27 protein-coding genes and 1 pseudogene are annotated in these 20835 nt (G+C 32.8%); 17 read left to right on the top strand and 11 right to left on the bottom strand.

All coding sequences use genetic code 11. From position 1 onward, the window contains the following. Positions 1–51: 51 nt before the first annotated feature. From def to hemE, 4 genes are all read right to left on the bottom strand, one after another. Positions 52–579, bottom strand: a complete 528-nt coding sequence (def, locus tag N3Z16_RS04110; RefSeq protein WP_282486850.1) for a peptide deformylase — start codon at positions 577–579, stop codon at positions 52–54. A gap of 88 nt (positions 580–667) precedes the next feature. Continuing rightward, a complete protein-coding gene (gene hemJ, locus N3Z16_RS04115) occupies positions 668–1105 on the bottom strand; it encodes a protoporphyrinogen oxidase HemJ (RefSeq protein ID WP_282486851.1) in 438 nt (145 codons plus the stop codon). Between the two features lie 21 nt (positions 1106–1126). After that, positions 1127–2194: a ferrochelatase gene (gene hemH, locus N3Z16_RS04120; RefSeq protein WP_282486959.1), complete on the bottom strand. Its 1068-nt coding sequence runs from the start codon at positions 2192–2194 to the stop codon at positions 1127–1129. Beyond that, positions 2181–3200 (bottom strand): uroporphyrinogen decarboxylase, encoded by a 1020-nt coding sequence (gene hemE / locus N3Z16_RS04125; RefSeq protein WP_282486852.1) that lies wholly within the window; start codon positions 3198–3200, stop codon positions 2181–2183. The genes hemH and hemE overlap by 14 nt, the downstream gene beginning before the upstream one ends. A gap of 379 nt (positions 3201–3579) precedes the next feature. On the opposite strand from hemE, the gene N3Z16_RS04130 reads away from it, so the two are divergent. From N3Z16_RS04130 to tnpA (N3Z16_RS04145), 4 genes are read left to right on the top strand one after another with little or no spacing between them, the layout of a single operon-like run. Next, entirely contained in the window at positions 3580–4407 is an 828-nt protein-coding gene (locus N3Z16_RS04130) for a pyruvate, water dikinase regulatory protein (protein WP_223939211.1), read from the top strand. Then, positions 4404–4976: a dephospho-CoA kinase gene (gene coaE / locus N3Z16_RS04135; protein ID WP_282486853.1), complete on the top strand. Its 573-nt coding sequence runs from the start codon at positions 4404–4406 to the stop codon at positions 4974–4976. Before N3Z16_RS04130 ends, coaE begins: the two co-directional genes overlap by 4 nt. After that, entirely contained in the window at positions 4973–5677 is a 705-nt protein-coding gene (gene dnaQ, locus N3Z16_RS04140) for a DNA polymerase III subunit epsilon (RefSeq protein ID WP_282486854.1), read from the top strand. Before coaE ends, dnaQ begins: the two co-directional genes overlap by 4 nt. 39 nt (positions 5678–5716) lie before the next feature. Next, positions 5717–6154 carry an IS200/IS605 family transposase gene (tnpA, locus tag N3Z16_RS04145; RefSeq protein WP_282485546.1) on the top strand — a complete coding sequence of 146 codons (438 nt, stop codon included), beginning with the start codon at positions 5717–5719 and terminating at the stop codon, positions 6152–6154. Positions 6155–6222: 68 nt separating this feature from the next. On the opposite strand, the gene N3Z16_RS04150 is transcribed toward tnpA (N3Z16_RS04145), so the two are convergent. Beyond that, positions 6223–6348, bottom strand: a complete 126-nt coding sequence (locus N3Z16_RS04150; protein WP_282486855.1) for a hypothetical protein — start codon at positions 6346–6348, stop codon at positions 6223–6225. A 6-nt stretch (positions 6349–6354) separates the two neighbouring features. Between N3Z16_RS04150 and tnpA (N3Z16_RS04155) the strand changes: the two genes are divergently transcribed. Together tnpA (N3Z16_RS04155) and N3Z16_RS04160 are read left to right on the top strand one after the other, a co-directional pair. Beyond that, positions 6355–6792: an IS200/IS605 family transposase gene (tnpA, locus tag N3Z16_RS04155; protein ID WP_282485546.1), complete on the top strand. Its 438-nt coding sequence runs from the start codon at positions 6355–6357 to the stop codon at positions 6790–6792. Positions 6793–6970: 178 nt separating this feature from the next. Beyond that, positions 6971–8536: a TRIC cation channel family protein gene (locus tag N3Z16_RS04160; RefSeq protein WP_282486856.1), complete on the top strand. Its 1566-nt coding sequence runs from the start codon at positions 6971–6973 to the stop codon at positions 8534–8536. A 24-nt stretch (positions 8537–8560) separates the two neighbouring features. Here N3Z16_RS04160 and N3Z16_RS04165 read toward each other — a convergent pair whose 3' ends face one another. Beyond that, positions 8561–9331, bottom strand: a complete 771-nt coding sequence (locus N3Z16_RS04165; protein ID WP_223939206.1) for an ABC transporter permease — start codon at positions 9329–9331, stop codon at positions 8561–8563. 102 nt (positions 9332–9433) lie between these two features. On the opposite strand from N3Z16_RS04165, the gene miaB reads away from it, so the two are divergent. The 5 genes from miaB to N3Z16_RS04190 all read left to right on the top strand — a co-directional run bounded on the left by miaB (position 9434) and on the right by N3Z16_RS04190 (position 14052). Next, positions 9434–10771 carry a tRNA (N6-isopentenyl adenosine(37)-C2)-methylthiotransferase MiaB gene (gene miaB, locus N3Z16_RS04170; protein ID WP_282486857.1) on the top strand — a complete coding sequence of 446 codons (1338 nt, stop codon included), beginning with the start codon at positions 9434–9436 and terminating at the stop codon, positions 10769–10771. Between the two features lie 89 nt (positions 10772–10860). Further along, complete coding sequence (locus N3Z16_RS04175) at positions 10861–11199, top strand: ferredoxin family 2Fe-2S iron-sulfur cluster binding protein (protein ID WP_223939204.1); 339 nt, start codon at positions 10861–10863, stop codon at positions 11197–11199. 10 nt (positions 11200–11209) lie between these two features. Further along, a complete protein-coding gene (locus N3Z16_RS04180; protein ID WP_282486858.1) occupies positions 11210–12214 on the top strand; it encodes a hypothetical protein in 1005 nt (334 codons plus the stop codon). 17 nt (positions 12215–12231) lie between these two features. Beyond that, positions 12232–12807 carry a malonic semialdehyde reductase gene (locus tag N3Z16_RS04185; RefSeq protein ID WP_282486859.1) on the top strand — a complete coding sequence of 192 codons (576 nt, stop codon included), beginning with the start codon at positions 12232–12234 and terminating at the stop codon, positions 12805–12807. 165 nt (positions 12808–12972) lie between these two features. Beyond that, on the top strand, positions 12973–14052 hold the full coding sequence (locus N3Z16_RS04190; RefSeq protein WP_282486860.1) for a glycosyltransferase: 1080 nt from the start codon (positions 12973–12975) through the stop codon (positions 14050–14052). 55 nt (positions 14053–14107) lie between these two features. Here N3Z16_RS04190 and N3Z16_RS04195 read toward each other — a convergent pair whose 3' ends face one another. Further along, entirely contained in the window at positions 14108–14851 is a 744-nt protein-coding gene (locus N3Z16_RS04195; RefSeq protein WP_282486861.1) for a type I glutamate--ammonia ligase, read from the bottom strand. Positions 14852–14874: 23 nt separating this feature from the next. Here N3Z16_RS04195 and pgeF point away from each other — a divergent pair, with 23 nt between their 5' ends. The 3 genes from pgeF to fdxA are packed head-to-tail and all read left to right on the top strand — an operon-like array spanning position 14875 to position 16640. Next, positions 14875–15621, top strand: a complete 747-nt coding sequence (pgeF, locus tag N3Z16_RS04200) for a peptidoglycan editing factor PgeF (protein WP_282486862.1) — start codon at positions 14875–14877, stop codon at positions 15619–15621. A gap of 6 nt (positions 15622–15627) precedes the next feature. Then, positions 15628–16323, top strand: coding sequence for a heme ABC transporter permease (locus N3Z16_RS04205; protein WP_282486863.1), 696 nt, complete (start codon positions 15628–15630; stop codon positions 16321–16323). Positions 16324–16325: 2 nt separating this feature from the next. Then, positions 16326–16640: a ferredoxin FdxA gene (gene fdxA / locus N3Z16_RS04210; RefSeq protein ID WP_282486864.1), complete on the top strand. Its 315-nt coding sequence runs from the start codon at positions 16326–16328 to the stop codon at positions 16638–16640. Between the two features lie 152 nt (positions 16641–16792). On the opposite strand, the gene N3Z16_RS10920 is transcribed toward fdxA, so the two are convergent. The 4 genes and pseudogenes from N3Z16_RS10920 to N3Z16_RS10925 form a co-directional block, all read right to left on the bottom strand. Next, entirely contained in the window at positions 16793–17251 is a 459-nt protein-coding gene (locus tag N3Z16_RS10920; RefSeq protein WP_410519637.1) for an aldehyde dehydrogenase family protein, read from the bottom strand. A 191-nt stretch (positions 17252–17442) separates the two neighbouring features. Then, positions 17443–18572, bottom strand: a pseudogene (locus N3Z16_RS04215) (IS91 family transposase). A gap of 73 nt (positions 18573–18645) precedes the next feature. Then, positions 18646–18900: a hypothetical protein gene (locus N3Z16_RS04220; protein ID WP_282485543.1), complete on the bottom strand. Its 255-nt coding sequence runs from the start codon at positions 18898–18900 to the stop codon at positions 18646–18648. Positions 18901–19044: 144 nt separating this feature from the next. Further along, entirely contained in the window at positions 19045–19323 is a 279-nt protein-coding gene (locus tag N3Z16_RS10925) for an aldehyde dehydrogenase family protein (RefSeq protein ID WP_410519622.1), read from the bottom strand. Between the two features lie 226 nt (positions 19324–19549). Between N3Z16_RS10925 and N3Z16_RS04225 the strand changes: the two genes are divergently transcribed. From N3Z16_RS04225 to N3Z16_RS04235, 3 genes are read left to right on the top strand one after another with little or no spacing between them, the layout of a single operon-like run. Beyond that, complete coding sequence (locus tag N3Z16_RS04225; RefSeq protein WP_282486865.1) at positions 19550–19762, top strand: hypothetical protein; 213 nt, start codon at positions 19550–19552, stop codon at positions 19760–19762. A gap of 3 nt (positions 19763–19765) precedes the next feature. Continuing rightward, complete coding sequence (locus N3Z16_RS04230) at positions 19766–20212, top strand: reverse transcriptase domain-containing protein (RefSeq protein WP_282486867.1); 447 nt, start codon at positions 19766–19768, stop codon at positions 20210–20212. Continuing rightward, entirely contained in the window at positions 20209–20811 is a 603-nt protein-coding gene (locus tag N3Z16_RS04235) for a reverse transcriptase domain-containing protein (RefSeq protein WP_282486869.1), read from the top strand. The genes N3Z16_RS04230 and N3Z16_RS04235 overlap by 4 nt, the downstream gene beginning before the upstream one ends. Positions 20812–20835 lie beyond the last annotated feature (24 nt).

Below are 20835 nucleotides of genomic sequence, written 5' to 3' on the forward strand. Positions count from 1 at the left end.
AGGGATAAAGCAAAAAATGTTTTTATGATTTTTAGGTATTTAAAGGTAATTTCAAGCAGAAAATTTCTTTAATTTTGTTAACTTACGGATCGCTACGTTCTTTTTCAAGGGAGATAAATAGTCTAACAACAGCTTCCCTTCTAGGTGATCTGTTTCATGTTGAATAGCTCTTGCAAGCCAACCATCACTCTCTAATTCCTTAGATTCATTATTGTAATCTAGATATTTAATTTTAACAGAAACATGACGAGATACAACTATCTTTTGATCAGGAACAGAAAGACAAGCTTCTGTAGCTTCTATCATTTCTTTGGAACAATCAGTTATAGTAGGGTTCGCCATAAATAAAGGATAAAATCCTTCTGGCCTTTCAACCTCGTCTTCATCCTGCAAATCCATAACGATAATCCTTTTTGAAATACCAACCTGATTAGCAGCAAGACCTACACCTTTGTCATGGTACATGGTTTCAAGCATATTATCCATAATTTCCCTAATATTATCATCAACTAACTCAACAGATTGAGCTTTCTTTTTTAAAATAGGGTCAGGAGCAGTAATTATTTCCAAAACAGCCATAGAATAAGTAATTAAATTTCTAACTAAAAATTAACCTTATTATAATACAAATATATCCTTAGGTAAATATAGAAAATATTTTTCTAAGTTATTCAAATGGCTTTACTATCACCATAACAACAGCAATTAACATAAAAAATACGGGAACTTCATTAATAATCCTATAAAATTTTTCCGTGTGTTTATTTTCACCTTTTGCAAAATCTTTTACCCATTTTGCTTGCATTCCATGTAAAATAGTTAAAGCCAGGACTGCACCCATCTTTATATGAAACCAAATCCCAAGTGCTACAAAACCATATATATAAGCTACCAAAAAGCCAAATATGTAAGTAACTATCATTGCCGGAGTCATTATTATCCTAAGTAATCTTCTCTCCATCAACTTGAAAGTTTCATCCATCTCCGGTGTAATATTAGGTTTGCTGTGGTAAACAAATAACCTTGGCAAATAAAACATTGCTGCCATCCAAGAAATAACAGCTATAACATGAATAGCTTTATACCATAAAAAATATCTTTCCATTAGAAAACCTAAATTTTTTTGTTAGCTTGCTTTACAAGGACATTTGCTATAAATATCCGGACATATTCTGTTAAAATTACTAGATGATAAACAACCAGAATCATTACTAGAGAAATTCAGAATCATATTGGCTAATGATTTTATAAATAGCTCATTAGCACTTAAAGTTGGCACTCTAACATAATCAATCTTATGATCAACTGCTATCTGTTTATATTCTATATCTAATTCGACCAAAGTCTCAACATGTTCAGAAACAAATGCCACAGGAATTATTATTAACGATTTATTTTCCTTACCCGCTATTTTTACCTCATCTTCTGTATTAGGCTCAAGCCACTTTAATGGACCTACTCTACTTTGATATGTAACTTTATAATCTATATTCTTAAATTTTGGAATCAGTTGCAGTTTGCTGATGATTTTAAAAACAGTCTGTTCTATCTGCCACTGATATGGATCTCCTGATTTTACTATTTTTTCTGGTAAACCATGAGCTGAAAACAGCATTCTATAATTATTTAAATCGGTTTTATCATGAAGTTTATCCTCAATCAATTTTACATGAGAATCAATAAAGCCTTCATCTAATGGATAACAGCAAATTGTTTTTAACTTTATTTTATCTATAAATTCTTTACTTAAATTTTTAGTAAATTCATTTAAGGAAGAAGCGGTTGTAGTAGTAGAAAATTGTGGATAAAGAGGAAGCAAGATAATTTCGTTTGGTTCGTAATTTTTGATATTTTTTACAACTTCTACAGTCATCGGATGCCAATGGCGCATACAAATAAATAATTCAAAAGTTATATCAGATTTCTTGATAAGCTCTTCCTTTAACGCTTTTTTTTGAGATAAAGTTTCTTCTAAAATCGGTGATTTACCACCAGTATTAGCATAAATAGTTTTAGCAAATTTCTCCCTTCTAATAGAAATCAACTTTGCTACTACAAATCTTAGCACAGAAGGCAAGGTAATAATATATTTGTCGTTAAATAAATTAAAAAGAAAAGGTTTTATAGCATTTAAACTATCTGGTCCTCCTAGATTAAAAAGAACTACGGCGACCTTTTTTTTATTTCTGGTAATTTCTGACATAATTTACTAAAAATTGGACATTCTCTACTGGGGTATTTGGTAAAATGCCATGTCCTAAGTTAAAAATAAAATTTTTATTGCTAAGAGTTGTTAAAATATCGTGGGCTTTTTTCTCAATAACTTCTTTTCCCCCTAGTAACAGAACAGGATCAAAATTTCCTTGAACAATAATATTCTCTTGCCACTTTTTAATTATATCTACTGGCACAAATTGGTCTACTCCTATAGCATCAATATTAATTTGATCTATATATTCTTGATACAAATAACCTGACCCTCGTGGAAACCCTATAATAGGTAAACCCGGGTATTTATTTTTTATTGAGTTTACAATTTTTTTTGTAGGTTTTATAACAAAATCTTCATATTCTTCTCCAGATAAAACACCAGCCCAGGAATCAAATAATTGTATTATATCTGCCCCAGCATCTATTTGGCCTACGAGATATTCAATAGTTTTCTCTGTAATTATATCGATTAATTGTATCGCTAATTTTTTCTTGTTATAAAGAAAATTTTTACTAACAGAAAAATCTTGTTTGCCTTTTCCCTCGAGCATGTAGCTAGCTACAGTCCACGGACTACCTGCAAATCCAATTAATGATTTGCTTTTGTCTAGAGACATCCGCACTTTACTTACCGTATCATATATACAATTTACTTTTTTATCAAAATTATTATTTATATTAATCAGGTCTTTATCTGATTCGAATTTTTGTAGTATAGGTCCTTCTCCTTTTTTAAAAGCAACTTTCCATCCAAAAGCATGAGGCACTACCAAAATATCTGAAAAAATTATAGCTGCGTCAAAATCAAATCTATCTATAGGTTGAAGAGTAATTGCTTTTGCTTTTTCAGAATCATAACATAGTTCTAGAAAGTCTGTGACATTCTTTCTTATTTCCATGTATTCAGGTAAATATCTACCTGCTTGCCTCATAAACCAAATAGGAATATTATTATTTTTTCGTTGAAATGTATCTTGTAAAAGAGTCATAAATTTTTCTGCTGAATAAATTAGTAAAGATATATATTTATTATAAGTTGTTGTTGTCTAATTAATAATGTAAATTATTATTTATCCACATAATTATCAACTATTTATTCCAGAGCATAATCTTAATAGATTTATCATATTTATAAGGATATACAATTTATTCACATATGATATTATAAGATATTTTTTTGTGGATAAATTGTCTTTATGATGTTTATATACCAATAGATTTAAGGGGTATATAATTAATCCACGATTTTATACACTAATTTAGATTTATTGATATTTATGTGGGTATTCTTTAGCTTTTAATTAGGTATTTTTGTAAACCTAAGACCTATTAGCTATATAACTTATCCACAATTCAAATGTGTATTATATGAAAAAGCTTGTAGTCCACTTAGTTTCCGAGTCATCTGGTCAAACAGTAAAATATGCTGCAAAGACTGCCCTAGCTAAATTTAGTGATATAGAGGTAAAAAAATACCATTGGCCTATGACTAGAAATGAAGATTTGCTTAATGAAGCCTTAAAAAAAATATCACAAAAACCTGGTATCGTACTATATACTATTTCAAATGATACATTAAAAGACAAGTTAAAGAGATTTTGCTTAGATTCAAAAATGCCTTGTATTTCTGTGGTTAGCAAAATCGTTAATGAAATATCAGATTATTTAGGGGTTAGTACTGATGATAATATTGGTTTTAAAAATAAATTTGACGAAACTTATTTTGATAAAATAGAAGCTATAGAATACTCATTAAAGCACGACGATGGCCAAATTCTAGAGGACTTAGATGAAGCTGATATAATATTAATAGGGCCCTCTCGAACTTCTAAAACTCCAACTTCAGTTTATTTAGCATATAATGGTTTTAAAACTGCAAATATTCCTTTTGTTGGCGGTTCGGAATTTCCATCGGTTTTAAAAATGCTGAGAAAACCAATTATTTTTGGTTTTGTTATAAACCCTAGTATTCTTGTAGAGATAAGGGAAAACAGAATGCATTTATTGCAAATTAAGGAAAGTTCCGATTATACTGATATTAAAGTAATTCAAGAGGAATGCCGGGAAGTACGAAGGTTATGTTCAGTTAATAATTGGCAAGTTATAGAAGTTTCAAGACGTTCCATAGAAGAAACAGCTGCTATAATAATGAAATATTATTATGAGCATAAAAAAATGCGAGATTTAAATAAATGAAATCTATTGCTATTACAGGAAGTTTCGCTTCAGGAAAAACTTTTGTGCTAAAATATCTAGAGAAAGCAGGATATAAAACTTTTTCATGTGATGATTATGTGAGAGAACTTTATTTAGAGCCAAATATTCGAAAAGATATACTTTGTCTTTTTGATAAGAAATTATTTGAAAATGGTTTTGATAAGAAAAAGTTAAGCCAGATCATCTATAGTGACGACAATCAACGAAGAAAACTCGAACAATATATACATCCTAAAGTGAGAAAAGGAATTAATGATTTCCAAAATAAGCATCTTAATGAACTACTTATTTTTGTAGAAGTACCTCTATTATTTGAGACTGGATTTAACAGTTATTTTGATTATTCTATATGTGTTTACTGTAGTGAAGAAAGTAGAAAAGACAGAGCCACGGAAAGAGGTGATTTTTATTTGAAAATTTATAGCAAAATAAAAAATATACAATTACCTCAAGAGAAAAAGAAAAATTTGGCAAATTTCCAAATAAATACAGACTTAGATATTGAGATTCAAATTAAGGAAATTATCGCTAAGGTACAATTAGTATGAGAGAGATTATACTAGATACAGAGACTACTGGACTTGATCCCAAAGATGGTCATAAAGTTATCGAAATTGGTGGAGTGGAAATGATTAATAAGGTCATCACCGGTAACAAATTCCACTATTACATTAATCCGGAAAGAGATGTACCTCAAGACGCTTATCGAATTCATGGGATATCGAGTGAATTCCTTAAGGATAAACCTTTATTTAAGGATATTGCTAATGAATTTATTAATTTTATTCAAAATGCTAAACTGGTTATCCACAATGCTCCGTTTGATATAAAATTTCTTAATTATGAATTAACATTGTTGAACTTACCTTCTATTGAGCTTGCTGGAGTTATAGACACTTTAGCAATTGCCAGAAGAACTTTTCCGGGAGCAAGAGCCAATCTAGATGCTTTATGCAAAAGATTTAAAGTTGATAATACAAATAGGCAGTTTCACGGAGCTCTTAAAGATGCTTATTTGCTATCTGAAATATACGTTGAATTATCAGGTGGAAGACAAGTTAGGTTCTCCTTAAAAGAAACGAATGATAATATATTAAAACCCGAACAAAACATTCAATATACCGGAAAAGGTAATAAAATAGTAGTTATTCCAACTAACAGCGAGCTGAAAGAGCATAATGCTTTTCTTTCTAAGTTTATAGTCCCTTTGGTGGTGAAAACCTCCATCTTCCAGATGGAAAAGCTTTAGCTTGTCTAATGCGCCATGATGCGGTAGCATCATAAGTCTATGACTTACTATAACAAAAGATCACATTCAGTTTTTTATCATCGTTATCATATAGTATGGATAACGAAATATCGCTATAAGGTACTTACTTACGACATAAAAAAACGTGTTCGGGAACTAGTGTTACAGGTAGCTGAGGAAATGAGTATAAAGATAGAAAATGGCGTTGTATCAAGCGACCATGTCCATATATTTGCAAATATTCCTCCGCATATTAAAATTAGTGAATTTGTTCAGAAAGCTAAGGGAAGATCATCTAAAAGAATACAGGAAGAATTTCCGATACTAAAAAAGAAATACTGGGGTAGACATTTATGGGGCAGAGGATACTTCAGTTCAACTAGCGGTAATGTTACAGATGATATGATTAACGAATATATCAACAAACACACTGACGCTCATGAGACCGACTTTACTTCAAATATTAGGCTAGAATGAGCTTTAGCTTGATAAGCGACTTCTAGTCGCAAAGATCAAACTTTCATCTCTCAGATGAAAGTGGTTGATTAATTTAAAAACGATATAATATATTTAAATAGCTGAGTTTTATAGTCCCTTTGGTGGTGAAAACCTCCATCTTCCAGATGGAAAAGCTTTAGCTTGTCTAATGCGCCATGATGCGGTAGCATCATAAGTCTATGACTTACTATAACAAAAGATCACATTCAGTTTTTTATCATCGTTATCATATAGTATGGATAACGAAATATCGCTATAAGGTACTTACTTACGACATAAAAAAACGTGTTCGGGAACTAGTGTTACAGGTAGCTGAGGAAATGAGTATAAAGATAGAAAATGGCGTTGTATCAAGCGACCATGTCCATATATTTGCAAATATTCCTCCGCATATTAAAATTAGTGAATTTGTTCAGAAAGCTAAGGGAAGATCATCTAAAAGAATACAGGAAGAATTTCCGATACTAAAAAAGAAATACTGGGGTAGACATTTATGGGGCAGAGGATACTTCAGTTCAACTAGCGGTAATGTTACAGATGATATGATTAACGAATATATCAACAAACACACTGACGCTCATGAGACCGACTTTACTTCAAATATTAGGCTAGAATGAGCTTTAGCTTGATAAGCGACTTCTAGTCGCAAAGATCAAACTTTCATCTCTCAGATGAAAGTGGTTGATTCATGTAGCTTAACTATAGTAAAGAAATATATTAACGGCATATAAAATGTTAATTTTTAGGTGTAAATTCCTATTAGTACTTTTGTTTCAGCTGCTTATAAATTGCAGTTTGGCAGATGATAAGGTCACCCAAAAAGACAATGAGGTAAGTAACAAAAAACCTAATCACAATTGTAGTGACAATTTAGATAAGAAAGTTTTGCATGGGGGATGGTATTTATGGGAGCCTTATCAATTTAACAAACTAACAGCTGGGGGATATAACCTTGTTGGCATGGATATCGAACTCCTAAAGAATATTACTCACCTTGTCGGGGTTTCTATCGAGACTGAACCGGTTAATTGGCAACAACATCAACAAGACTTAAAAGATGGTATCCGTGATATTGCCTCGGGTGCTACGTATACCGATGCAAGAGCTGAATATGTTTATTTTTCAGTTCCATATCGCTATGAAGAAAACTCTCTCTTCATGATGAATAATAGTATTAAGGATCTAAGTTTTGAATCTATTTCCGAGTTTTTGGCTCAAGTTAGATTACAAAATTTCGTTTTAGGCATAACAAAAGGTTTTATTTATGCTGATCCTCAAATTAACCTGTTTATTAAAGATGAGGCTAATAATGATATAATAGTCACTTATGACAATGACGTTGCTGCGCTGCACGGTCTTATTCACGGAGAGATAGACGGTTTTATCTCAGATAGAATTGTAGGGGCAGCGGCAATATTGACTCAGAAAGTTGATGCACATATTAAAGAGGTTCAGTTAAATATAAAAACCCCAATACATTTTATGTTTAGCAAGAAATCTGTTCCTCTTGAACTCGTAGACAGATTCAATACTGAAATAAAAAAATTTTCGAGTAGCGATGAATACAAGAAAATAGTTAAAACCTATTTATATCCGGTAATGTTAATGCAAACAATCGATTCCGAGTGGTTCTATTTCATCGGTGTAATGGGGACTATCGCATTTGCTGTTTCTGGTATAGCAATTGCTGCAAAGGAAAATGGAACTTTATTTGCTACCTTTTTATTTGCTATGCTACCTTCTGTTGGTGGTGGGGTAATGAGAGACATTATTATTAATAGGGAAGAAGTGGGAATATTTCTGACACCTTCTTACATCTATTACATACTGATAATGGTATTGATAGGTTTCTCAACAATAAGACTTCTTGAATATTATAATAAAAGGGCGAGTGAAGATGAGCTGGTAGATAAATTCTGGGATAACATATTAGTCGTTGGTGACGCTCTGGGTCAAGCATCTTTTATTGTTACGGGAGTGTCTATAGCTATTATGGCAAAAATAGAACCAATAGAACTTTGGGGGCCATTTTTTGCATTTCTTACCGCTAATGGTGGAGGCATTTTGCGTGATCTGATTCGGAAGAAGCATGAAATAGTATGTTTAACAGGAACTCTTAACGCTGAGATAGGGGTGTTATGGGGACTGGCATTTAGTATTTATTTAAATGTTAATTCTTATGATCCTAATCCAACGGGTATTAGAAATGCAGTGATAATTGTGGTAACAGGATGTTTCCTTACAAGGCTTGTCGCTCACTACTTTAAAATAATAAATGTTAAATTTAGATCTGATAATGAATCAATTCCAGTTGAAACAAAGCAAGATATGGAGCAACCTAAAAATAGTAATTTAACGTAATTAATGTGCCGTTTAGTAAAAGAACTAACCTTTGATTCTCCAGCCTTTATCTATTAGCTTTTCTAGCACCAAATACATTACTATATTTGATGTGATTAAAAAAACTATTCCTAAAATTATATTTCCATCAGCTTTGTTAGTAAGGCAGTATCTAAACCCATCAATCATATAAAAAAATGGATTTAACAAATTTATTTGTTGTAAAATTTGAGGTAAATCCTTTACCGAATAAAATGTACCGGATAAAAAAGATAAAGGTGTAATTAAATAGCTTGTAATAGCTGAATGTTGATCAAAAGAATTTGCAATCATTCCAGATAATATACCAAGTTTACCCAGTAGCATACAAGATGCTAGTGTATAAAAAGCTAACAGTAATGGGTAATACAAAGTAAATTCTACAAAAGGTATTAAAGATATTGTTACTATTATTCCTACCATTAAACCTCTTAACACCGCACCGAGGGTAAAAGCAATTATTATTTCTTTACTGCCTAGTGGAGGTGTTAATATATCAGAAATATAACCTATTATTTTGCTCATTATTAAAGAGGAAGAGCTATTCCCGAAAGCGTTTTGTACTATACTCATTATGATTAAACCGTAGCCCATAAAATTGATAAATTTTATCCCGTTTATTTCATGTTTCCTAGCGCCTACTGCTAGTGCAAAGACAGCAAGGAATATAAGAGCTGAAACAGCGGGGGTTATAAGAGTTTGGTGGTATACCCTTAAAAAACGTTTTACCTCACGCAAAGTTAGGCTATAAGTGCCATACCAATTAATATCTTCCATTTTGTTGTAATAAAATTATTTTATATAAAATTTTTTAGAATTATGATATATTCCGCTTTAAAATTTATCAACTATATTCGAATCATCTTAAAGCAAACAACAATGGCTAAAAAGCTCTTTATAAAGACCTATGGGTGTCAAATGAATGTCTATGACTCTATAAAAATGAAGGAATTACTTGATCCATTTGGTTTTGAATCAACAGACGATATGAATGAAGCTGATATGGTGATTTTAAACACTTGTCATATTAGAGAAAAAGCTTCCGAAAAAATGTATTCGGAACTCGGGAGAGTAAAAAAGATAAAGGATAAAAGGTTATTGTCTAATGGAACAGATATGATAATAGCAGTAGCTGGTTGTGTTGCTCAGGCTGAGGGAGAAGAAATATTTGTTCGAGCCCCTTACGTTGATATAGTTGTTGGCCCTCAGTCTTACCATACGTTACCAGAGTTGGTAGCTAAGCTAGCAAGATCGGAAAAACATTTAATAGACCTTGATTTTATTGAAGAAGAAAAATTTGATAATTTACCTACACAGTACTCAGATCAGGGAGCAAGTGCTTTTGTCTCAATTCAAGAAGGTTGTGACAAATTCTGTACCTTTTGTGTTGTACCGTATACTAGAGGTGCAGAGTTTTCTAGAATGCCCGAAGAAGTATACCGAGAGTCAATGGTTTTAGTTGCAAAAGGCGCAAAAGAGATCCATTTACTTGGGCAAAATGTTAATGCTTACCATGGTAAGAGCTCAAATGGCGATAAAGTATTTTCTTTAGCAGATTTAATTCGCCATCTTTCAACCATTAAGAGACTGGAAAGAATTAGGTACACCACTTCGCATCCGAGGGATATGACCGACGATTTAATCAATATCCATGGTCAAGTCGATCAATTAATGCCGTTTTTGCATCTTCCTGTTCAATCTGGTTCGAATAAGATATTAAAAATGATGAATAGAAAACATAGTAGGGAAGAATATTTTGCAATTATCGATAAACTCCGAACCGCAAGGTCTGATATTGTTCTTTCATCTGATTTTATAGTCGGTTTTCCGGGGGAAACTGACGAAGATTTTGCTGATACTATGGATTTAGTAAAAAGGGTTAGATATGGTCAATGCTATTCCTTTAAATACAGCCCAAGGCCTGGAACACCGGCCGCAATCAAAGAACAGATACCAGAAGCGGTTAAAACCGAGCGCTTAATGATTTTGCAAAGTGAATTGGCAAAACAGCAATTAGAGTTTAATGAAAGTTGTGTCGGTAAAACTTTACCTGTATTGTTCCAGAAAGAAGGAAAGTATAATGACCAGATAGTGGGTAAAACTCCTTATATGCAATCTGCATATGTTGAGAATGCCGATAAATCCTTGCTTGGTAAAATTGTTAATGTAAAAATCATCAAAGCTCTTGCAACAAGTGTAGCCGGAGAATTGGTGTGAGGGTTATTGGAAGAGTAGTTTGAGTTTATAGATTAAAATTACCCCAATTAAGAAATTGATAAAAATAAAATCAATAAATTAGTGATGTTATGAAACCGGAAAAAATAAAGATAATTTTTATTGAGAATAATAAAGAAATAGAAGTTGAAGCCTCAGTTGGTTTGTCAGTTCTAGAAGTTGCCCATGAGAACAATATTGATTTGGAAGGAGCTTGTGAGGGGTCTCTTGCTTGTGCTACTTGCCACGTAATATTAGAAGAGAAAATTTACAACATTCTAGAACAACCGGCTGAAGCAGAGGAAGATATGCTTGACTTGGCTTTTGGTCTTACCCATACTTCAAGGCTAGGATGTCAGATAATTTTGACGAAAGAGCTAAATGGAATGAGAGTCAGAGTTCCTTCAGCTACTAGAAATATATCAATTTAGAAATTTTGTTGTGATACGTAAAATAGTCCTAGCTTTTGTGGCCTTATTTATAGTTACCTGGCTTGCTCTAGCGCATTTTGCAAAATCTAAGGTGATGTCATTTATTAGTAATTTCCAAACGGATAATGCCAGGATATCTTACAGTGATGCTAGTATAGCAGGTTTCCCTTTTAGTTGGAAAGTAAGATTTGCATCACCTAAAATTACTATAATAGATCAGGATATTTCACGGGAAATATCTAGCGATTATATGGATTGTACTTTCGACTATAAGCTTGGAAAGGCCGAATTGAATTTTGGTAAAGATCTATATTATAGTAGCTCTAGTGATGACTCATTAGCAGAATATAAAATTAGCAGTGAGCAAGATATAATTGGTTTCGTTGACTTTATCGATCTACTTTATAAAATTGATTTATCAAATTCTATAAGGAAAATCGTTAAGAATATTGAGTTTTCTAACCCATATATAGCTGTTTTTACTGTTAATGGCGAAGAATTATTTAACCTTTCCGGGGTTACTTTCAAACTCAGTAATAACCTTATAAATAATATAGAAAATTTTTTACTAAATTTAACAGGTAATTACAAATCATCATTTAGCGGTCGTAACGTAAGTAGCGCAGGCCTGGTTTTAGATGCTAATTATGGTGTAAATACAGCTAATCGTGGAGGTACAAGAGAGAATAATTTTGATCACAAAATTGAGATAACACATGCAAAAATCAACCTTGATAATGCTTCTTGTGATTTAACAGGTTCAGTGGCACTAGCTCGGAATGACGCTCCAAAAGGAAAAATATCGGTTAAACTGGTAGAGTATGAAAATTTGGTCAACATTTTAGTACCAGATGATTTTATCTTTTCAAAATCCTATGTAAAACGCTTTATTGCTAAAGCTGCAGCTATAGAATTCAGTAACGCAATAACAAATAAAGTAAATTTTGATATTGAATTTTCAGATAAAGGAATTGTTCTAGGAAATGCTAATTTACTGGAACAGAAAGGTAACTAAAATAGGGGAGGTGTTTCATGAGAACTATAGAGAGTGTATTTAGCGATAGAACATGTAGTAAATTTTTGGACAAAAAGGTTTCTAAGGAACTGCTAATACAAATTTATGATTTGGTGAAACTTGGTCCTACTTCTGCAAATGCTTGTCCTTTACGCATAGTTTTTGTGCAAAGTAATCTTGAAAAAGAGAAACTATGTAAAACAGCTATGGAAGCGAATATTGCTAAAATAAAATCAGCACCGGTTACTGCGTTATTTGCTTATGATATGAAGTTTTATGAAAAAATGGATAAATTGTATCCAACAGGCAAGTTTTTACAGGATTTATTTGCTAAATCTAGTGAAGATGTAATTGATAGGGAAAGTTTACGGAATTCTACTTTGCAAGCTGCATATTTTATAATGGTAGCAAGGAGTATGGGATTAGATTGTGGACCTATGTCTGGATTTGATCCGGTAGCCCTGAATGAAACTTTTTTCAAAAACACTAATTATAGGATAAATTTTATTTGCAATTTTGGTTATAAAGACGGTGATAATCCTTATCCTAAATTACCGAGACTAGATTTTGATGAGGTTTGTAAGTTTTTGTAAACCTTTTTCCCAAGGATATACTAAATGTTTGAAATACGCCAGCATCTTAAGACCATATTAATAAGCTTTTATAGTATTTTGAAAGTTATCTTTCGCAATTGGCATATTAGAAAGGTTTTAAACTTCTCAAATTTTCTAAAACTATGCTTTTTATATAGTGCGTTTTTGATTTGGATAATTCTTTTTGAGATTGATTACTCAAAACACTTCTGGACTAATTTGGTAAAAGGTGATTTTTCAGAAAGAAAGTTTTCCTTGTATAGTGTTCACGACCGAATTGGTGAAGGTATCCTATATGATCGTATAGTTATCATTGCCGATAAGCTTGGATATGATTATACCGGGATTAAGTTTTCTGAAAGTCTAAGTCATTTTTGGCTTACCTCTCATTTTTATAAGGTAAGTACTAGCATTATAAATTATATCTTTAGGCCACAATTTAACCTAGCGGTAACCCACCATGTTAATATTTTGCCTTTTGGCTATAACATCACTTATCTAAACATGCCTTTGGATTCACTATTTTCAAGTAGTGGAAAGTTTTTAAAAGTATGGGAGCATTTAAATGATTACGATGCTTATGTTGATCTCCATAGCCTTGTTCATGGGAATAATGAGTTATTAGAAAAAATAATCCAAAAAACGGACCAAAACAAACCAATAATACCTTTGTACTTTGCAGAAGGCAAAGAAGAATATGTCGATGTTTCCATAGATAAAGCCCTAATTACAGGAACATTATGGGGATGTAATAGAGAAAGTTTAAGGTTAGCCCAAAGTTTAAAAAAGCTAGCCAATGATGGATTATTAGTTGGTATCGGTATAGAGAGATACCTTGGGTTTTTAGGTAAAGCTTATTTAGGTAAGATGGAAGATTTTGGCAATCCTCTTGAAAACTTGCGCCTTCAGCAACAAAAATACGGTATTGCTTTAATAATCCACAATCAGGAACATATGCTAGAAGGGATACCGACCTCTAGAATTGCTGAAGCTGTAACTAGTGGAGCTTTGGTAATATCTGATCAGAATGGCTTTTTAAAGAAATTTTTTAGTGATAGTATCCTCTATTATGATGCTTTTGCCAGTACCCAGCAAATTTACGATACTATTAAATCGCATATTAACTGGGCAAAAGCTAATCCAGATGAGGCGCATTTAAAGGCTAAGCAAGCCTATCAAATTTTCATGGATAATTTTACTATCGAAAATCAGCTCGAGAAATTATTTGCTCTTACCAAAAGGTGAGATGTCAAGTACTTTAAACTTTATAGTTTAAAGTAAGTATTTAAAAATACGGAAGTTAATTACTTCGTAATATTTTTAGTAAGTTATATTGTGGGTCGTAAGCGTTTCCGTAAATCTTATCTATCTTAGTTATTTGCTGTGGGTGTTTAAGGCCCGAATAAATTGAGCTTAAAATAGCATATATTACCTCATAGGGATTTGCATCTGCTGAAGCTAATCGATGTTCAATTCGTTTGGGTAGGCTGTCCGGTATCCGGATCAAAGTAGTACGGTTATTACCTCCGTAGCAAATGTGGGTTGGAGCCATAAACCTGCTATCGAGTCTTTGATAATCCTCTTCTTTAGGTAGAAAAGCTGTAATTGTTAATGGTAAATAATGACACAAAATCCTAGCATATTTTTCTGCCTCATTATCTTCAAGAAAATTAAAGTGAATGTGCATACTATTGCCATAATCATTTGTAAATGGTTTGGACTTAAAATTAGCTTCAAGGTTTAATTTTCTAGCTTTCTCCTTAATTACCTTCTTCATGTTGCTTATGCTACCTGGATAAGAGGCAACGTTAGTTGAAGGTGGAATCTCAATTTCATATTGGTTATGGCCCTTTTCTTTTTTTATTTTTTGCTCTATATTCTCTTCTAATTTGGTCAATTGCCAAGCGCCTGTAAGGTTTGTAAGATAAAATTCTAGTTCTGCTCCAAGACATGGGGTCAAATTGAATTCTCTTTTAAAATTATTTTCAATTTTTTTTAAGATATTGTATTCTTCCTCTCTATCTGTTAATTTATTTTTAAACATATTTTAAGTGCTTATTAAAGATCATGACGGTAACAGAACTAATCAAAAATAAAGTATACTACAAAATTTTTGATAGAAGTTACCAAGGTTCAACTCATAGTTATAATATACATGCTTTTGATGATCAGATAAAAAAAGATCAAGTCCGAAGTAATATAGATAAAGTATTAAGTGATTTTGATGCCCAAAATATATTGTTATTAAACCAGGTTCATGGCAATAATATTGTTTGTACCGAGGAATTAGACCTCAAGTTAAGTAATTGGCCTCAAGGTGATGCTTCGGTTACTACTCAAGAAAACATTATTTTGGCAATTCGTACCGCTGATTGTGTTCCGCTATTACTTGTTAGTGAGGATGGCCATGTTATTGGGGCAGCCCACTGTGGGTGGCGCAGTGCTAAATTAGATATTATAAATAAATTAGCTTATAGAATGCGGCAAAAAGGCGCTGGTAATATAATAGCTGTAATAGGTCCTGCTATTGCTCAAGAATCTTATGAAGTATCGAAAGAGTTTTATGAGGATTTCGTTGCTGATTCAAGTAGTTATAAGGAGCTATTTTTACCTTCAACAAAACCCGGACATTATTTATTTGACCTACCATCATTTGTCAAAATTAAGCTTGCAGAGGAAAATATTAGCGTTATAAAACATATTAACGAGGATACATATGTAATGTCTGACAAATATCCTAGCTATCGTAGGTCTACTCATACAGGGGAAATATACAATCAAAACATATTATCTGCTATAATGATAAATAAATAAATCTTTATGTATCAATTATTTTCACCTAACTTATTTTTAAAAATTAGCAAATACCTAATACCTATTTCTGGATGCTTATTTTTAATCTCAATTCCAGTTGGATTATATTTTTCTTTATATGCCTCTCCTGAAGATTACCAGCAAAAAGAAATGGTAAGAATAATGTATGTGCATGTGCCTGCCGCATGGATGAGCCTCGGAATATATACTTTTATAGCTATTTGTAGTTTTTCTTGTTTAGTATGGAGAACAAGAATCTCATATGTTTTGGCAGTAGCTGCAGCACCAATTGGAGCAGGATTTGCTCTAATTACCCTAGTTACAGGTTCTATTTGGGGTAAACCTATTTGGGGTACGTGGTGGGTATGGGATGCCCGCCTTACATCAATGCTTGTTTTATTCTTCATTTATATTAGTTATATAGCAATCGTTAATAGCGGTAATAGTTTACTTAGAGCCGAAAAACCGGCTTCAGTTATGGCTATAATAGGGTTGATTAATATACCGATAGTCAAGTTTTCGGTGGATATTTGGTACAGTTTACATCAACCTGCAAGTATCCTTAAAATAGGTGGACCTTCCATTCACCCATCTATGCTTTTACCGCTTTTTATTATGTTTGGTTCTTTTATAATGTATTTTGTTTTTGTCCTTTTAATAAGGGCAAGAATTGTTATGTATAAAATTAAAAATAATAAATAGCTATGACTTATGTGGTAACAGATGAGTGCGTGAAATGTAAATATACGGATTGTGTAGAAGTATGCCCTGTTGATTGTTTTTATGAAGGAGAATTAATGCTAGTAATTAATCCGGATGAATGTATAGATTGTGGTGTTTGTGTTCCAGAATGTCCGATAGATGCAATTAAAGAAGAATCTCCTGATTTAATAAAATGGGTAGAAATTAATAAAGAATTGTCTGCAAAATGGCCGAATATTACAGTTAAAAAGCTTCCGTTACCTGATGCTGAAAATTATAAATATGAAAAAAATAAGTTTGAAAAATATATCCTCTAATTAGGATTCTTAAATAAAACCTAGATAACCTAGAATTTTGTAAAAAACATAAATAGGCATAACTCAATGTTAATTTCAGAAAAGCAGGCAAATTTAGGGCAGCAAACTACAATTTAACCCGTAGTGATTGTAAAATACCAGTAACTTACTGTTTATAATGGCTCTCTTAATAACTCCACATTTCCTCCAATTGCTGTAAGGTTAAAGCACGTTGTTCTCTCTAGCATAAATTTAAGCAAATAGTGAGGGCCGCCAGCTTTAAATCCAGTACCGGATTTATTCTCACCACCAAAAGGTTGAGATTCTACTTTTGCTCCAACAATTGACCTATTAGTATAAATATTACCGGCTCTAATCTTAGACCTTAAATATTCTATTTTTTCTTCAATTCTACTATGAATACCAAAGGTTAAGCCGAAACCATAATTGTTAATTTCATCTATTATTTTGTCGATTTCTTTACTTTTATATTTTATTATATGTAATATTGGCCCAAAATTCTCCCCGGGAATATCATTAATTGAGTTGATTTCTATAATATGAGGGTAAAAATAGTTTCCGCCTTTTAAATTACTGTTTTGTGGGTGAGAATATATTTTAGTATAGGAAATTCAAAATTTGCAACCAGAAAAATCATCAATCAGCTTTTTAAAAATTCGTTTAATAAATATGTAGTTACCAGCCACAATATTAGAAATTATCAACACTTTTACAAAAATCTCTGCCAGAATCTATCTAAAAATAGGTTCAGTTTTACAAATTATGTGGCCAAGACGTGAAAGAAGTGTTCGCCATAATGATGTTATCTAGGCGTTGATAATAATTCATTGGTTCTTATTAATAACAATGGCGGAGATAAACCGTAATAAACTTGCCGCAGATTCATACATTTATTGCAATTATAGCAAAACAGAGGATCTATTTTAAAATTCAACCAAATCATTAATCTCCAACTAATGAGCTTAGTTTTCTTATGAACGATTTGATTAATTGCCTTATATACGATAGGTAATTGTACGCCCCTAGTTCTATTAGATAAAAAACCGTAATACCTAATCATTCGAAAATAACGATCTGGTATATGCATAATCAGACTAGCTATGAACTGCATCACGGGCATAGTTATGCGATCAATTGTATTATTATAGTGATCAAGAAATTTAAACGTTACCTGCTTTCCGTCGTAATTTTCTATTCTTGTCTCGGAAATAGGGGGCGTTTTATATACCGCCCTAAATATTCTATGTTGCGTTTATGATCATCCGATGGTTTTTGTAAATAAACATACCAACTGATTTCGTATAAACTACTCATCCAGTTATTAAAATTCTCAGCATTTTGATATGCGGACGGCAACTTCAAATTACTTGAGATATATTGAAAGCGAAATAACTCAAGGACTCTATGTCTCCACATTTTTTTAATAGGTTCGGCAGGAAAAAATAATTTTTGCCACTTGCCTTTGCTATTTATACCGCCGCAAGTAACCGATAAATGGATATGAACATTGCGTTTTAAATCTCTACCGAAAGTGTGTAAGGCAGTAAATATACCAACCACAAGATTTTTCTTTGTAGCTATCTCCTTAATAATTCCTGCTGCAATACCGGAAATCAATCCAAACAGATCACGATTGAGCCAAAATATCGGCCATAAAGAGTCCGGCATTGTAAATGTAATGTGCTGCCATCGTGTTTTTGGTAGAACATTGCTAGCCTTACTCACCCATTGATCCGTTTGTTTCTTACCACAACGAGAACAAAACCTACCTTTACAGCTGAATGCTACCGATTTATTGCGGTTACAATCACGGCAGCTATAACGTTTAAATCCTAAATATTTCGTTCCACACGATATAACTTTAGTGACGTTGAAAATAATGCCGTATCTTAGCTTGCCGTATTTTTTAGCGAAATCGAGACCAATTACCACGGTCTAGAAAAATATGTTTTATAGATATTCCTTTACCGACTATTTCCATAAATTACTTATAGTTAATGTTTTCTTACCAAGGAATCTTTCTTCCTTTGCGTTCTAAATCAAATTCTTTACAATCAGGGCAATAGTAAACAGAATTATACTTATGATTGGGAGATATTTTTCGCAACATTATCCAGAAAGCCTTGGCTATTTCCTTATCTCCTTCGGAAAAAATCTTTTTGATCCTGCTGTAAGGAATTGCTTGCTCTTTAGAAATGGCCTTAAGAGTTTTTACCGCTAATTCATTGACCAAATGCTGCTCAGAGTGCAAGTTACTCATAACTCAATTATATATTATCTTATGTATGTCTAACATTCAGTCTTTATAACTCAAGTTAAAACAAATCAAATACCAGTATTATAATCCTCCATAAATATTTATCGGTCAAGAGTATCTTCTTTTAAGCTGCCACCGATAGGTGGCTTATCTTGTAAAACCTGCTTTTTCCATGTAAGAAATGTGACGAGCTAAATTGTCAAAAGACTTACGATCGATAACTGCCCCTATATCGTTACTGAAATCAGCAGTGTCACCGATTTTTAATATTTCAGTAGCTTCTCTAATTAGATTGCATAAATTATCATATATTTCTTCTTGAATATATAGTACTCGTAGAGCGGAGCATCTTTGGCCGGCAGAATAAAATGCAGTGCGCCAAGGGAAGTGCGTAAGAATCAGTTGGTGAGAATCCGACCTATGCAAAGGCTAACCACCAGCATAGAACTAACCATTGCATTGTGGGAGGTGACAAACACAATGAAGCCAATGGTAAGGACATATCAGGCCGCAACGAAAGTGAAGGTATTGAGCTCCGAAATATTCAAGATCATAGAGGCCGACGTTTTTGCATTATGCGGAAGGCAGTATGAATGGTGGCGTTAAGGTAAGTTATCATTCACTCTATCGGGGTCAAAGTCCGTGGCATGGTATGAGATGGAGTTTACGTAAACTTGGGAGATCTTCTGTGTTCTCGGAAGAGTATGTCGGGACAAGTCAAAGCAGGCGAGAACTGGCAAATGATACAGAAGAAGTCAGACTGACTGATAGTACTTGGAGCATAGGAAAGCTATGTACATGGGGAAGCGGTCAGCAATGGGAAGCCTGGTTAAGTACCAGTCATAATAATACACTGAGGTTATAATAAATGATGCAGGTTAAACTTAATCAGATAGCTAGGAGAGCGAGGCAAGATAAACAACTAAAATTTACATCGTTAATACATCATGTAAATGAGGCTAATCTTGCAGAATGCTATCAAGAACTAAAGGCTAATAAAGCTTGTGGAATTGATGGTGAGACAGTGGAAGCTTATGGCAAGAATTTAAGAGAAAGGCTTGGTCAATTAGTGGCATCCATGAAGTCAAAGCAGTATTGTCCTAAACCAGTGAAGAGGGTTTATATCCCAAAAGCTGGTAAGAATGAGAAGCGTGGACTTGGTATACCATCAGTTGAAGATAAGTTAGTTCAAATTATGCTAAAGAAGATCTTAGAACAGATTTATGAAGCAGAGTTTTTGGATGTATCTTATGGATTCAGACATAAATTAAGCTGTCATGATGCGGTAAAAGCATTAAAGACAAAGCGGTTATGACTAAACCAATTAACTATATTGTAGAAGTAGATATCAAAGGGTTCTTTGATAATGTTAATCATTATTGGCTACAACGATGTTTAGAGGAGAAAATAATTGATCGTAATTTATTATGGTTAGTAAGGAGATTCTTAAAAGCTGGAGTAGTTGAGGATGGAAAGCAGTTAGCAACTGAGGTAGGAACTCCTCAAGGAGGAGTAATTAGTCCATTGCTTGCAAATATCTATCTTCATTATGTACTAGACTTATGGTTTAAGAAAGAAATTAAATCACAAGCAAAAGGACACATGGAGCTAATACGCTACTGTGATGACTTTGTAGTATGTTGTGAAAGTGAAAAAGATGCAAAGAATTTTCTGAAATTACTTCACGTAAGGTTAGAAAAGTTTGGTCTAGAGGTATCAGAAGAAAAGACAAAAGTGCTTAAATTTGGACGACAAGTATGGAAACAAGCTCGAAGAGGCAAAGAAAAAGTAGAAACTTTTATCTTGGTTTTACGCATTATTGCGGTAAGAGTAGGCAAGGATATTTCATTATGGGTCATAAGACCAGTAAAGAAAATCTCTGTCGGAAACTTAAAGAAACTAAGGAGTGGTTAAAGCAAATACGAAATAAATTGCGTC

It is taken from the genome of Candidatus Megaera polyxenophila (assembly GCF_029982035.1).
GTDB lineage: Bacteria > Pseudomonadota > Alphaproteobacteria > Rickettsiales > Rickettsiaceae > Megaera > Megaera polyxenophila.

Coding starts and splice junctions, on each gene's coding strand:
- def (WP_282486850.1), bottom strand. CDS start 579: ATGGCTGTTTTGGAAATAATTACTGCTCCTGACCCTATTTTAAAAAAG.
- hemJ (WP_282486851.1), bottom strand. CDS start 1,105: ATGGAAAGATATTTTTTATGGTATAAAGCTATTCATGTTATAGCTGTT.
- hemE (WP_282486852.1), bottom strand. CDS start 3,200: ATGACTCTTTTACAAGATACATTTCAACGAAAAAATAATAATATTCCT.
- N3Z16_RS04130 (WP_223939211.1), top strand. CDS start 3,580: ATGAAAAAGCTTGTAGTCCACTTAGTTTCCGAGTCATCTGGTCAAACA.
- coaE (WP_282486853.1), top strand. CDS start 4,404: ATGAAATCTATTGCTATTACAGGAAGTTTCGCTTCAGGAAAAACTTTT.
- dnaQ (WP_282486854.1), top strand. CDS start 4,973: ATGAGAGAGATTATACTAGATACAGAGACTACTGGACTTGATCCCAAA.
- tnpA (WP_282485546.1), top strand. CDS start 5,717: ATGACTTACTATAACAAAAGATCACATTCAGTTTTTTATCATCGTTAT.
- N3Z16_RS04150 (WP_282486855.1), bottom strand. CDS start 6,348: ATGATGCTACCGCATCATGGCGCATTAGACAAGCTAAAGCTTTTCCAT.
- tnpA (WP_282485546.1), top strand. CDS start 6,355: ATGACTTACTATAACAAAAGATCACATTCAGTTTTTTATCATCGTTAT.
- N3Z16_RS04165 (WP_223939206.1), bottom strand. CDS start 9,331: ATGGAAGATATTAATTGGTATGGCACTTATAGCCTAACTTTGCGTGAG.
- miaB (WP_282486857.1), top strand. CDS start 9,434: ATGGCTAAAAAGCTCTTTATAAAGACCTATGGGTGTCAAATGAATGTC.
- N3Z16_RS04175 (WP_223939204.1), top strand. CDS start 10,861: ATGAAACCGGAAAAAATAAAGATAATTTTTATTGAGAATAATAAAGAA.
- N3Z16_RS04185 (WP_282486859.1), top strand. CDS start 12,232: ATGAGAACTATAGAGAGTGTATTTAGCGATAGAACATGTAGTAAATTT.
- N3Z16_RS04195 (WP_282486861.1), bottom strand. CDS start 14,851: ATGTTTAAAAATAAATTAACAGATAGAGAGGAAGAATACAATATCTTA.
- pgeF (WP_282486862.1), top strand. CDS start 14,875: ATGACGGTAACAGAACTAATCAAAAATAAAGTATACTACAAAATTTTT.
- N3Z16_RS04205 (WP_282486863.1), top strand. CDS start 15,628: ATGTATCAATTATTTTCACCTAACTTATTTTTAAAAATTAGCAAATAC.
- fdxA (WP_282486864.1), top strand. CDS start 16,326: ATGACTTATGTGGTAACAGATGAGTGCGTGAAATGTAAATATACGGAT.
- N3Z16_RS04220 (WP_282485543.1), bottom strand. CDS start 18,900: ATGAGTAACTTGCACTCTGAGCAGCATTTGGTCAATGAATTAGCGGTA.
- N3Z16_RS04225 (WP_282486865.1), top strand. CDS start 19,550: ATGAGATGGAGTTTACGTAAACTTGGGAGATCTTCTGTGTTCTCGGAA.
- N3Z16_RS04230 (WP_282486867.1), top strand. CDS start 19,766: ATGATGCAGGTTAAACTTAATCAGATAGCTAGGAGAGCGAGGCAAGAT.
- N3Z16_RS04235 (WP_282486869.1), top strand. CDS start 20,209: ATGACTAAACCAATTAACTATATTGTAGAAGTAGATATCAAAGGGTTC.